This window comes from Adlercreutzia sp. ZJ154 (genome assembly GCF_011039055.1).
GTDB lineage: Bacteria > Actinomycetota > Coriobacteriia > Coriobacteriales > Eggerthellaceae > Adlercreutzia_A.
This window is the reverse complement of sequence record NZ_JAAKEF010000023.1, coordinates 14,505-27,920: the sequence shown is the minus strand read 5'-3', so window position 1 is coordinate 27,920 and position 13,416 is coordinate 14,505. Positions and strand designations below refer to the sequence as shown.

Here is a 13,416-nt window from a genome sequence, read left to right as displayed (position 1 = left end):
TATCCTGTAAAGTGTCCATAGTGGCCGTTGCCTTTCTGCTGAATCGGTTACTTTCACAAAAACGATTCTAGGCAATGGTCACTTCTATCTCAAAGTGGCTCCTGACACCAACTTTCGGCACACGATCGAGAACACTGGGCAAACAGGGTTCTTCAATTCTATTTTGATTCGTAATTGACGTAATTTGGCATTATAGACTGTGGAAAGTCGGAAGTTTTGACCATTTTTCGCCTAAAAAGTGACGAAGGCAACACACGGTCTGGTTTGGTCAGAGTTCCATCACAGCGCGCCCTATCCATATGCAATCGACTAAAACAGACACACTTTTCTGCCTTATGCCTAATCTTATGATTAAGCCGCTAGACCTTATGAAAGTGCACCGCGTTCGAGCAAGGACGAAGCGCAGGAAGCACCAGTTCAGAAGGGTGGTTCGTGCAAAATAAGTCTAGCTGTCCGGGTAGGATTCGAACCTACAACCCTCCGGTTAACAGTTCGACTAGCCGCATGAACGGTAAATGACAATATAAGACATCCAAATGCGTCTATTTAATCAACTTACGTCGTACCTGCTTAAGAAAGTTCTGCTTGAAGTTCCTGTACTTACCGAAGAATCGCAAATACGTCTGCGATTCGGCTCCATCCCCATACTTCATAGCGGCAAGCTCAATAGTACACAGATAATCCGCCGTCTGCGCAAGGCACTTCTCTTGATGCGACAGATTTTTGTAAACTGCCACGTCCTTGGCTAAAACGTAATCAAACGCGGCATGTAAGGCATCTGTCACCGCCTTATGACCGCCATCGTAATATATTGGCACCTTATCGAACTGTTGAAACTTCTCCAAATGGTCAAATAGGAAGTTCACTATGTCTTTGCGCATTCTCGCCTGCAGCTCTTCTTTGCCTTTTACATCTGACGCGCTGTAAGTAAACGTCTTATAAGAGACGGGTAGCGTCCGAACCAGCATCGAAAACGCCACCAATAATCGCTTGCGCTGTTCAACAGATAATCGCTCATATGCTTCATGCCCATGCAGTAGATCGACTGCATGGAACGGTAGATCAGGAATATCTTCAAGCGCAATTCGCTGCTCGTAAGCGTTGATCATTGGCGCAATGCTTTCAGACTGGTCGTGGAAGACTAGGGTAAGCATGTAGTAGCCAGCCCGCATGTCCTGCTGACCAGTTTCGTCCACGAAGCAGCTTACGAGCTTCAACCTATTCCCTCCTTAGAATGCAGAACGGCGAGGGAACACCCTCGCCAGTCTGGAGCCATCGGAATCAAGTTCCTCCGGCAATGGTACTTATACCACAGAATCATGCATTATCTTGCCACCACGGAAGCATTGTTACCAATTCACCATATCGAGCATTTAACACGACCTCCGACATGACAGGCTTTCACGAACGCAAAACGCTTCGCCTCAAAAACAAACACTCGTAGGTCGGAGCACATTTCCACACAACCCTTCACAACCCTTCACAACCCTTCAAAACGCTTTTTTCGCGATTATTTTTACACAAATTTTTACACCGTTCGTGTTCCCTCAAGAGCCTCTTCGCTGCGATACTCCGTCCGTCCTACAGCATCCGAGTTGCGTTGACCATCAAAATCGACCAACTTCAACTACAGATTATATTAAAGGTATTTCTATATCTAAATCATCTAGGTTCGAGCGCCCTGAACGCGTAACTGTTCTCTCAGATCGAAACGACAATCGTCAACCCGATAGGCTGCAAACAAGAAGAACTGAGATCATCTATGTATGACCTGCTCACCAAGGCGAACCCAGAGCTAAAGGCGCATTGGGGTGCAATGCTGTTCGTAAAAGGTATCTACTTAGTATCGGCAGCATCAAGACTTATATCCCCTTTTGTATTCCGACTCGTGTAATATTCGCCAATCAGTTTTCGGCCGTCGTTTTCGACCTTAAGTCGTGCAGTTCCAAAATGAATCGGACTATTGTCTCTAAGTTTAGCTTTTGGGGTGTTAATGTATTCATAGACCAACATATACCTTTCTCTATGTTGCTCAAAATCGGCAGAAGTTGAAATGCTTTCGCTCTCGTCACTCTTCATGCATATCTCTACCTTGTCAAAGTGTTGAATGATATTTAGACTTATCGAGCGCTCCTTGGAGTCGCAATCTGATACCAACACACCATCATAGTGTTTAAACAATTTTGGTATATGAAAAATGTTTAGATATCTCCATATCCATTTGCAATAGATAACACAAATAGCAAGTGTTGCAGTCGTTGCCTCACTAATGAAAGCTAGATAGTCGGAAAAGGCAAGATTCTCGATTCCTTCAATAAGGATATGTGCACCGTAAACGCAAATAAAGGAAACCATTGCGACCACAGAAATCGCTTTAGAATATTGCTTGCTGCGTTCGCTCATGTTTTAGCCATTCTAATCGTATTCAACGTTGCTGTTGATTTCGTCAATGAACTGCTTGTATAGAATCTTGTCTATTTCAGATGCACACAGTGGCTTTACCCCGTTAGCTTCTTTGTATTCACTAACGTCTTCTTTATGTTCATACAAGTAATTTATTACCTCTTTTAGGATAAAACCGAGTGATGAGTACTTGGTATAGACGGAATCTGGAACATTCCAAAGAAGAGATTCGACACCAAATGACGTAACGAACGATGCGCCATGGAACTTAGAATCTTTCAGCTTGTATCGTATGGTTTTAATCACTCTTACAATCTTTTTATATGCATGATTTGTGGCTACATTTTTCTTTCGTCCGTGTTGGATGTGTAGCTCAGGATAGTTAATTATGACTCCGCCATCGTCTGGGAATATCACAATTCCGCCGATGTAGTTATTCCTGTCCTTGCTGTAATCGTTTCGATAGTCTCGGTATCTCATCGCTGGAACAGTGTCGGCATCCTTGCGTGATGTGTTTCCATGTACCTTGATTGACTTATTCTTTCGCTCAACGTCACTTCCGAATTTTTCCCGTAGGGCTTTTTCAACACGATCCTTAAATGATGGGTTCTCTGGTTCTACGTTGCTGAAACCGTAATCCAAATTGCTTTGCGGATAGCAGCTTGACGAATCTCGGTATTCTGTTTCAAATCTGTCTTCTTGAATGACCGCTATATCAACATCGCTATTATGTCTTACATTGGTGTTGTTAGCATAAGATCCTTGAACGAACAGCGTAACTTCATGCCTTCCGAAAAGGGTTCGCATACGAACGGCGTAAGAATACGTTCCATCATACAGTGGCACAATGTCTGAGCTTGTTCGCATATAGCCTAATGAAAATAAGGCCTCGCTAACCATCCGAATAGCCCTTTTGCACGCTTCTTGCTCGGTATGGCTGAGCGGTTTAGCCATTTCTTGCAACTGTGCCTCTGTATATTTTGCCATCTAAGCCCTTTCGTCCAACTTCGCCTCTATGCTTTTATTTCAGCTTCCTAGCTTTCGCGTCTTTAGTTCCACTTGTTGCCGAATGCCTTCTCCACGAACTCCGCGAGCTTACCCTCCTTGGCCATGGCGGCCGAGTCGGCACACACGAAATTGCTGTCAAGCCACTGCCCGTGCTCTCCGTTGTACCCCAAGATGAAGTGCGTCGCTATCTGGTAGATAATCTCGGTCGGGGCAATGCCGAACACCTGGCGCTCGATGATGTGCGAAAGCCGCTCGCTATCGTCGGGGAAAATCTCTCGCATCTTCTCGGAATTGTACAGCCGCGTGATTATCTCGGCAATGTAAAGCCCCGACTTCATGTAAAGGTCGGCGAAGGTGGCGTCAGGGTCATCGAAGCAGCCTGGGTTCTCCGCCTCAAGCAAGTCAACCATCTGCTTGACCACGCGCTTGGGCGTGAATATCTGGTTTGTCTTCTGCGGCGGCACGTAGTCGAATATGTCCTCTTTGATGGACAGGTCGAAGTAGTCGGCAAGCTCGCCGCGCAACCTTATGAACTCCTTAACGGAATCGTTGAACACAACGGGGTCGAACAGGTTGCCGTCGAAATGGCGGACTTCGCCCGTTGCCTCGTCGGTGTAGTCGCCGCCATCGCGCAGGAATCGGAATTCGTCAACGGTGATGGAAGTCACCTCTTTGAACACCTCGGGCGGGATGATCACATCGAAGTTCCCGAGCGTCGTGCCATCCTCTCCATACGCCATGAGAAAGCTCGGAATGGTGCGGCTGAAACCGCGCAGATGATCGCGGATCCCAGATTCGATGTCCTGCTTCTTCTGCTCCTTCTTGGCCGTCTCCACCTCGCGCACGATGTCTGCGCCGGCACTTTGAACCAGATCGGCCTTCTTGTCCCCAAGGGATGTCCTCAGCTTATCGGCGGCAGCCTTCATCTGCTCGTCGTGTCTTGCGTTGATCTCGTCCATCTGCGCATCGGTCTCGGCAATCGCCAAGGCGTCCGCGCGCGACCGCTCGATGATGTTGCGCTGAATCTTGTAATCGCCAATTTCGCGGTGCAGCGCTATGTCGGCATCCGCCTTTATCTTGCGCTCTATGCGCTTCTGCGCAGCAGGTTTAAGCTCGCTGCCATAGTTTTGCTTGGCAGCCTCGACCAGCGGCTTGGACACCGTGCTAACGAAAGCCGATTCAAGCTGTGCCAGCATTTCGTCCTCATCGCCGTTCTTGCCGCCTTTGCCCTTAGAGACTATCTCGTCTATGGCGTTGCCCAAATCTTCCTCGACCGCACCGTACACCTTGTCGCCGAAGAGGTCTGCGGCAAGCCCGATGGCTTGCTGCTCAGGTATCTCGACATTGCCCTCGGCGTTAAGGCTGAGCTCTTCCGCCGTTGCTCCCTGCTCGATCCCCAAATCCTTGTTCGGCGCTTTGAAGGGCTCGAAGTTCTGAATGAGCTCGATTACCTTCGCTGGCGCATGGAACACGTTGCTTATGTTCTGGAACAGAAAATCGCTCATGAACCCGCGCTTCACCACCTCGCGGCTGCGAATCCGCCTAGGCACCGAAAGCACCTGCTCGGCATCGAGCTCCATCATCTCCCCGGCCTCGTCCTCGCCGTAGACGGGGAAGAAGTTCAGCAGCGTCAATACATGCCTCTTGCGTGCGTCAAGGTCGCCCTTGGCCTTTGCGGTGTCGCTATAGAGGTCGTTGGCGAACTGCTCGAATATCACGAGCGTTCTCGCCGGGTCGAAGTCGAAGACGTAGGCGTTTTGCTTGCGCAAGTACCCGCCGTTCTCGTAGAACAAACACGGGTTCTGCGCACGGAAAGCCGCTTGCATGTAAAGCGAGGGGCTCTTCATGTTGGAGAGCATCAGCACCGCCGTCCATTCGGGCACGGTCACGCCCGTCGTCAGCTGTCCCACAGACAGCGTGATGGTCTTGTCATGCGTCGCTATGGCGGCTTTAACCTTGTCGAAAGATTGCTGAACCTCGTCGGTATCGTCTATCTTGCCGTCGCCCGCCGCAAGCACTATCCCATACTCGCCGTTGCCGAAGACGGGGTGGTTCTTGAGCTTCTTCGCCAACGCCCTGGCAGAATCCACGCGGTCGAGCATCCAAAGCGTGTGCTTCAGCTCGTCTCTCAGCTCCGGGGTGCTGAACGGGAACTTCTTCTGCTCGGTCAGCGCATCCAAGAACTTGCCGACGTCGTCGTTGTGCACGAAGTTGCCGCGATCGTTCGTGGCGAAGAACTCGTTCAGGTCGAAGGCGTACTCCACGGTCTGGCCGTCTATCTCCACACCCTGGGACACCTCTTCTGCCACGATGTCGCTCATCTTGTAGGTGAACATGTTCAGCTGCGGCAGATCGGAGTACGGGTTGGGAAGCTCGTCGTCGGCCCAATTGCGCTTCGCCTCCTGTTCGTCGGCGTAAGTCCAGTTGAATATCGCATCCTCGGGGAACTTCTCGTTGGCCAACGCCTTGAAGGGCGTGCCCGAAAGGTGCAGCGTGAACTTGCGGTGTACATGGTCAAACGCCACGTCGGTCTTGAAGGTGTCGACGCCCTCGTGCGCCTCGTCAACGATAAGGACGTCCCAGTTGATCTGCGTTATCCACTCCAGCTTCTCGTACTCTCCGCCGAAATAGATCGAGCCCTTCAGATCCTGCAGGCTCACAAAGGCGATGAAGTTCTTCGGCTCCCTCCCAACGCGCAGGTACTCAAGGTACTCGTCGCGCGTCTTTGCGTGCTTGGCCCGGTCAAGCGAGCCCGCATTGCTGATGAAGTGATAGCCGCCCTCAAGCCCCACGAACCTCACGTAGTCGTCGTACCAGCTGTTGGCGATGGCCGGCCTGTTGGTGACTATCAGCACCGTCCGAGCCTCCATCTTCTTGCAGAGGTCGTAGGCGGAAAGCGTCTTTCCGAAGCGCGGCTTGGCGTTCCAGAGGAATTCGCCATTCTCGTGCAGATGCGCGTAATCTGCCGTTTCCTCCACGGCTCGTCTCTGCTCGGCACGAAGCTCGTACGCCATTGCCCCAGGCATCTCAATGGAGCCGCGATTGACTCTGAACTCGAAGAACTTCCCCTGAGACTCGCTGCCGCTTATGTAGAACCATTCCGTCCTGGGCTTGTTCTCGTAATCCAGCTTGCGCAGGTAGTCGTGAAAGTCGGTATCGCGAAAGGTGTCTCCCGAACCGTCATCGTAGATGGCGTTTCCCTGCCATTCCTTTCGCCATGCTATGTCGGCAGTGTGGGTCTGCTGCCTGATGCGGGTATCAACGTCTTGTTCCGTGTAGCCTATTTTCGTCCAGCCGTCATGCGATGGAACCTCAGGTGTCGTGTAGGCATAGATAGTTGGTATCGCACGCGTTGTGCTCTTGATCGTTTTGGAGACGTCTAAACCAGCCATTAGTCCATCTCCTTCACATGGGTCTCGATGAACTCAATTTCTTCATCGGAGAGACCGTATTTCCTGTAGAGCTGCTGGTCGATCTCCGCAACCGACTTCGACCAGTCGATGTCCGAGTTTGACGTGAAGTCTTGGAGGGGAACGTAGCGCCAAACACCCCGATCATTGTCCTGCGTGATTTTCAGTATCCCCAAAAGAGTGCGTGCAAATTTGCCTTTCACGTACTTCATGCAGGCTTGCGCTTCATTTTCCGAGAGAAAAGAACCGATACTTATGAAGGACTGAGTAAACCCAATTAAGGGCTGCCCAATTAAGGGCGTAGAGAGCACCTCACCCAATGCACCAGATCCATTTGCCCGTGGAACCAAAACTTTCCAGGCATTCAAGCTATCGTGTGAAAAATCAACGTACCTTCTCTCGATGTACTTCCAGACGCGTTTATTCTTCTGAATACCGAGAACCTTTACTGTGCCTTCTTCGCCCTCCTCTTTAAAGAGGGGAACTTTATCGAAAATGTTATTGCGAAAGCGTTTGTCCTTGCCGCCATTTCCAATAGCACTACGCAAATTGGGATAATCCTCATACAATGCATCTAAATCAAAACGAACCTGTGTTTGGATAATGGAGGAGAGGCTTTCCGTCTCCTCTTTACAGCTGGCCTTCTTGTGAATGGAAGCGAGCTCGGAAAAAGCCGTGAACGTTCCAATAGCGCCAAAAGTTCTGGTGGCATCACGGTAGGTAATCGCAATGCCACCTTTGATGTCTTGCTGCGGGAAAAACGCTGAACAATCCGCAGCATACTCAACCACTTTGAGATGGGGGTCGCTGAGCATCTTCCTGTTCCATGCTTTTGGAGTGCTTCCCGCATCGAAAAGAAAACGCGCAGGCGTAATCAGTTCAACTTTATCGGCAGCCTCATATGCCTCATCCATGAATCGATTGTAGACGGGAGGTGCATAGTTGGCATTATCCCCTTCCTGCTCTTCCTGATAAGGCGGGTTTCCGATGATGTAATCGAACTTCATGCTTTTGCCTTTCCGTCGTATGCTGCGAAACTCAACGACCCTGTGTGACTTCCAGTTCTTGACAAGCGCCCACCCGCGCGCGGGCTCGCTCGCGCCCTCTTCGGGCTCAGAGCTGAGCATGTCGAGCAGGGACATCTGCACCGCCTCGGGGGGCGGAGCACCGAACGGAACGCAGTTCGTAAGGCCGTCCATCTGCCACAAGTTCCAGCTGATAATCTCTGCCAGACGCTTGTATTCGCTTTTCTTCAAGGGGCCGTGCCCTGCATCCGCGAGGAAATCCTCGACCGAGGCCAAGACGTTTATGCGGGCTATCAGCAGGTTGTCGCCCTGCAGCTCATACCCATACGTGGACTGCAAGGCGCGCACGGCCCAACGCAGCCAGTCCTTGCGGTTGCCAGTGTTCACCGACACGAGCGACAGCTTTCGGCTCAAGATGCCGCTGCGCTCCGAAGGGGCAACGCGCTCACCGCTTGACGCATCGTAGCGGTTGACCAGGTACGGCGCCTCGCCGCAGGTGATCTCTAGGCGGTTCGACTCCACGTACGCCTGCCACTCGGGCATGTCTGCCTTGGCTCTGTCGCTCTGCAGCCAGTCATCGCGCCACGCCCTATCCGCCTCGTCGATCATCGTTCGGCACACCCACGTTGGCGTGAACACCTCGGCATGCGCCTTTGTGAGCGCGGCGCGCTCAAGTGCCTCCTTGCGAGCGCGTGTGCGAATAAGGTGGATGTTCTCGCCTGTGATGCGCTCTGCTGATATTTGGTCTTGCGGCTGGAATCCCTCGCCGCAGTCTGCATACGACGTGGTTGCCCAAACGATGTTGCCGTCGGTCGAACGGTCGGCCAAAAGGATGTCGAGGATTCCAAGCTTCTCGAAGCGAGCGACGTCCTGCGAGACAGAAAGTGGGTCAGCGACAACGTTGGCGTCACAACCTGCTTCGCCGCTCGCGTCTGCGAGATTCCTCGATTCCGCATGCTCTGCCACTCGCACTCCTAGTATTCTCGTGCGATATGGCGTGGCCGAACAAAAACATAGACGTTATTTTGAGCCCGAATATCCGCTTTATTCGGCATCGGCATAATCGCATCTTCCCTGTGTAAGCGCGATTTTACCGCAAACGGAGTTAGAGCCAAATAACGTCTACGTTTTCGGGGCGTGAAATAGTCCAAAAAAGCATCAGGCGGATGTGTCATTTGAGACACTTGTGAGTTATCCTTTGTCCTCTGTATTCGTCAACAATAAATTCGATATTTTGCTATGCTTTGGACATGCTGATCATTCTTTCCTGACCTCCTTAGTCGGATTACACATGCAATGACTAAGCTAGTCGATTTGGAGTGGTAGGTCTGTTTGCTAGCAAACTGTCGATTTAGATATATACATGACGACGCAGACGCGAACCGAGAAGCCATGGGTCGCTTGCAGAAACTGATCAGTTTTCCGCCCTGACGCCCACCTGATATGCCATTTGATATACCACCCTGATATGTCACCACAAAAAAACGAGGTCAGAAATAACTTCTGACCTCGTACTTCTTTTATGGCTCCCCGGGTAGGATTCGAACCTACAACCCTCCGGTTAACAGCCGGATGCTCTGCCGTTGAGCTACCGAGGAATATATGTGCCGCTCGAAGCGACGGCTAGTAATTATATATCAAAGAAAAAACTATGCAAATCCTAATCTTCTAAGTAGTCCTTTAATTTGCTTGAGCGGGAAGGATGACGAAGTTTCGCAAGAGTCTTGCTCTCTATCTGGCGAATGCGCTCGCGCGTAACACCAAATTCGCGACCCACTTCTTCAAGTGTACGCGGATGCCCGTCTTCCAAACCAAATCGAAGCGCAATTACCTTACGCTCTCGTTCAGCCAACCCATCGAGAACCTTACCCAATTGCTCTTGCAGCATGCTAAAGCTTGCAGCATCGGGAGGCACAACAGCAGCATCGTCCTCAATAAAATCGCCCAACTGTGAATCTTCTTCTTCGCCTATGGGTGTTTCTAACGATACAGGCTCTTGGGAAATCTTTTGTATTTCGCGAACACGCTCAGCCGGAAGACCCATTTCCTCGCCAATTTCTTCCGGGGTTGGTTCGCGCCCTAAGTTCTGCAACAGCTGACGCTGAATGCGCACTAGTTTGTTTATAGTTTCCACCATATGAACAGGAATACGAATTGTACGCGCCTGATCAGCAATAGCGCGAGTTATAGCTTGACGAATCCACCATGTTGCATAAGTAGAAAACTTGAAACCTTTTGTATAGTCAAATTTCTCAACTGCACGAATAAGACCCAAATTGCCCTCTTGAATAAGGTCGAGAAACAGCATGCCGCGACCAACATAGCGTTTTGCAATAGAGACAACCAGACGCAAATTCGCTTCTATAAGCGCCTGTTTCGCGTCAAAACCAACCTGTTCAACACGGGTTAGACGACGCTTATCGCGGCGATTTAGTTCTATACCCTCTTCGGCAGCTTTTTCCAATTCTGCACTGGCAGCCGTTCCTGCCTCTATCTTCATAGCAAGATCAATCTCTTCTGCCGCAGTTAATAGGGGTACCTTACCTATTTCTTTCAAATACATCCGAACAGGATCGCCCGTAAGCATCGTAACCGAAGCCTCGGCATTGCGCTTGTGAGCTTTTGACTTTGAACGAGCCGATGTAACCTTAGGCAACTGGACATCCACAGTAGCTTTGAGTTCTTCTTCGGGAATACCCTCTAAAAGCTCTTCATCGGATTCAGTACCTGCCGAATCTGCCTCGCCCGCAACAATTGCATCATCAACTGAAATTTCTATCTCACTGGAATCAATTTCATCTGGACTAACAATCAGCTTATCTTCTGCATTCTTTTTTGAAGACGTTTTCGGCGTAGCCTTTTCGCTTGATTTAGCTTTTGAAGTTGATGTAGCGCTCTTGGTGCTTGTTTTGGCTTTGGTGCTTTTTGTATTCTTAGCTGCCGCAGTCTTCTCTGAAGATTTCGCAGTATCTTTTGTTGTTTTAGCTGCTGTTTTTGTGGTCGATTTCGTATCGCCTTTTGTAGCAGCCTTCTTATTAGAAGAGCTTGAAGCCTTAGCGGTTGTTTTAGTTTTTACAGCTGTTTCTTCCGTTTTGGCTTTGGATGTCTTACTTGGGCCCTTCTTGCTCTCTGTCTTCGCCTTCTCCTCGGCTTGCTTTGAGACTCTAGCCACTAGACATTCCTTTCGCAAGAAATTGCATTCAAAACATGGTGCGCAATCTGAGCGCAAACATGCGAACTGTAATCATACCTAAATTTCGAAATCTAATCAAGCAGTTTCTACAATATATCTATAGGATCAATATCTAAAGCAACATTAACTTCTTTAATTGCCTTTCGTGAAGTAAATATAGGTCGAAGAAGATTAGATATATCACTTGCCGGATCGGCTTTCACTAATATATGCCAGCGATAATTACCTCGCACTCTGGACAATACGCACGGATTAGCGGGCAAAACTTCCATATCACCAACATTGTCACACAAAGCAAGTGAAGCAAGTTGGCTATAAAGATTCTCAGCCTCCGCCTTAACAGCCGCCTCTTCACGCCCCCACACAAGCACATTAGCCATGCGCACAAACGGAGGATAACGCAGCATCTTGCGCTTTTGCAGCTCTTCATGCAAAAATGCTTTACGATCGTATGCGGCAGCTGTACGGATAGCAAGCGAATCGGCTAAATATGTTTGAACTATCACGTTCCCGAGAAGTTTGCCGCGCCCTGCTCTGCCTGCAACCTGCTCTATTAAATCAAAGGTGCGCTCAGCTGCTCGATAATCTGGAAGATATAGCTGCGTATCGGCATTAATTACGCCAACCAATGTAACATCTTCAAAATCTAGCCCCTTCGCTATCATTTGTGTGCCTAGCAATACAGCACTTGGCGCAGAAGCAAACTCTTCCAACAATCTCTGATGCGAACCTTTGGTAGAAGTTGTATCAGCATCCATGCGAATGATAGGAAATGCAGCCTCTTCGCCAAATTGCTCATCCAGCAATGAACGCAACTCAGACTGCACTCTCTGTGTTCCAGCCCCAAAACGCCTAAGATAAGGACTTTCACACTGTGGACAAACCGCAGGCACTGAAACAGTGTATCCGCAATGATGGCAAACTAATTTATTTCCTTGTTCATGATATGTAAGCGAAGTGGCGCAATTTATACATTCCGGCACAAATCCGCAGTCACGACAAAGAAGAAAACTGGCAAATCCCCGCTGGTTTAGCAGTAACACGGCTTTGTTGCCCAAAAATAGCTGCTCTTTCAAAGCAGAAGCAAGTCGCGCCGAAAACATTGAGCGGTTGCCAGCTCCAAATTCGGCAGCCATATCAACAACTTCAATCTTCGGTAAAGGAGCACCATTAGCCCTATCGGGCATGCTAACCAAGCTCCAATGCGTATCTATTCGAGCACGATACAGCGCCTCAATAGATGGTGTCGCAGATCCCAGTACAAGCGTGCCGCCATTTTCACGCATCATCCACTCCGCCACATCGCGGGCAACATATCTCGGAGCATTTTCCTGTTTGTATGTTGTTTCGTGCTCTTCATCTATCACTATAAGACCAACATCTTGAAGTGGTGTAAAAAGGGCGCTCCTAGCACCTACAACTACTCTAGCTTCACCGCTCCTTATGAAATCCCACTGATCGTAGCGCTCTCCCGCGCTCATACGCGAGTGCATAACCGCAACCGCACCACCAAATCTGCCACGAAAGCGCGCCACTGTCTGCGGTGTTAAAGATATTTCAGGAACTAAAACGATCGCATTGCGCCCCTGTGTAAGAATGTGCTCTATCGCCTGTAAATATACTTCTGTTTTGCCCGACCCTGTAACTCCATCTACCACCACCACATCCCCGCTGCGTTTATCCGCCGCACAGGTTATAGCTTGTAGTGCATTGCGCTGGCTTTCGGTCAATTCAGCAGGGCGACCATAGCCACCACGGAACATCTCGCCATCTGCAACGCCCCCGTTGCGCATGCGCCGCCTTCGCACTATTGAAACAACGTCCTTTTCAGCAAGATTTTTCACCACTTGCGAAATATTGCCATATTCAAGTGCTAGTTCCGCCATGCGCACATCTCCGCGCCGAACCGCATCTAGCACAGCAATTTGCTTCACAGCATTTTTCCTAGGATGAAAAGTTGCTATATTTGGTCCTTCGACAACCCATCTATCATCAACTTCCCCAATAGCAGGCTCTTCTAACCTCCAGCCACCATTGCGCAAACGAACAATGCGCGGCAGAGCACTAGGCGGAGTAAAAAGTCGAATACATACAGAAAGCGGTGCTACATATCTACTTGCCAAAAAACGCGCACAGTCAGCACCCTTAGCGTTGAAATAAGGCTTAGAAACTACCTGATCGATTGGTTTTAATGGGCGCTCGGGTTTATCAATATCGCGCACGAGCATAACAAAACCAATTGCCTTGCGCCCACCTAAAGGCACTAATACTGCACAGCCTATCTCAATATCATCTGCATCTTTAGGCACCAAATATGTATAAGGCGCGTCAAGCGCTTGTGCTGGAATATCTAATATGACCTCGGCTACCCGCACAA

At 49.7% G+C, this 13,416-nt stretch carries 7 protein-coding genes and 1 tRNA gene; all 8 read right to left on the bottom strand.

Features of this window, described 5'->3' with window-relative positions:
• Positions 1-542: 542 nt before the first annotated feature.
• The 8 genes from G7Y37_RS08345 to priA all read right to left on the bottom strand — a co-directional run bounded on the left by G7Y37_RS08345 (position 543) and on the right by priA (position 13,414).
• Positions 543-1,217 (bottom strand): hypothetical protein, encoded by a 675-nt coding sequence (locus tag G7Y37_RS08345; protein WP_165063010.1) that lies wholly within the window; start codon positions 1,215-1,217, stop codon positions 543-545.
• A gap of 619 nt (positions 1,218-1,836) precedes the next feature.
• On the bottom strand, positions 1,837-2,403 hold the full coding sequence (locus G7Y37_RS08340) for a hypothetical protein (protein WP_165063009.1): 567 nt from the start codon (positions 2,401-2,403) through the stop codon (positions 1,837-1,839).
• A gap of 12 nt (positions 2,404-2,415) precedes the next feature.
• Entirely contained in the window at positions 2,416-3,390 is a 975-nt protein-coding gene (locus tag G7Y37_RS08335) for a nucleotidyltransferase (RefSeq protein WP_165063008.1), read from the bottom strand.
• Positions 3,391-3,452: 62 nt separating this feature from the next.
• Positions 3,453-6,803, bottom strand: coding sequence for a DEAD/DEAH box helicase family protein (locus tag G7Y37_RS08330; RefSeq protein WP_165063007.1), 3,351 nt, complete (start codon positions 6,801-6,803; stop codon positions 3,453-3,455).
• Positions 6,803-8,812: an Eco57I restriction-modification methylase domain-containing protein gene (locus tag G7Y37_RS08325; protein WP_206214144.1), complete on the bottom strand. Its 2,010-nt coding sequence runs from the start codon at positions 8,810-8,812 to the stop codon at positions 6,803-6,805. Before G7Y37_RS08325 ends, G7Y37_RS08330 begins: the two co-directional genes overlap by 1 nt.
• Before the next feature lie 557 nt (positions 8,813-9,369).
• Positions 9,370-9,444: transfer RNA gene (locus G7Y37_RS08320), tRNA-Asn, on the bottom strand.
• 62 nt (positions 9,445-9,506) lie between these two features.
• On the bottom strand, positions 9,507-11,018 hold the full coding sequence (locus G7Y37_RS08315) for an RNA polymerase sigma factor (protein ID WP_165063006.1): 1,512 nt from the start codon (positions 11,016-11,018) through the stop codon (positions 9,507-9,509).
• Positions 11,019-11,125: 107 nt separating this feature from the next.
• Positions 11,126-13,414 (bottom strand): primosomal protein N', encoded by a 2,289-nt coding sequence (gene priA, locus G7Y37_RS08310; RefSeq protein ID WP_165063005.1) that lies wholly within the window; start codon positions 13,412-13,414, stop codon positions 11,126-11,128.
• Between the last annotated feature and the right edge of the window lie 2 nt (positions 13,415-13,416).

Coding starts and splice junctions, on each gene's coding strand:
- G7Y37_RS08340 (WP_165063009.1), bottom strand. CDS start 2,403: ATGAGCGAACGCAGCAAGCAATATTCTAAAGCGATTTCTGTGGTCGCA.
- G7Y37_RS08335 (WP_165063008.1), bottom strand. CDS start 3,390: ATGGCAAAATATACAGAGGCACAGTTGCAAGAAATGGCTAAACCGCTC.
- G7Y37_RS08330 (WP_165063007.1), bottom strand. CDS start 6,803: ATGGCTGGTTTAGACGTCTCCAAAACGATCAAGAGCACAACGCGTGCG.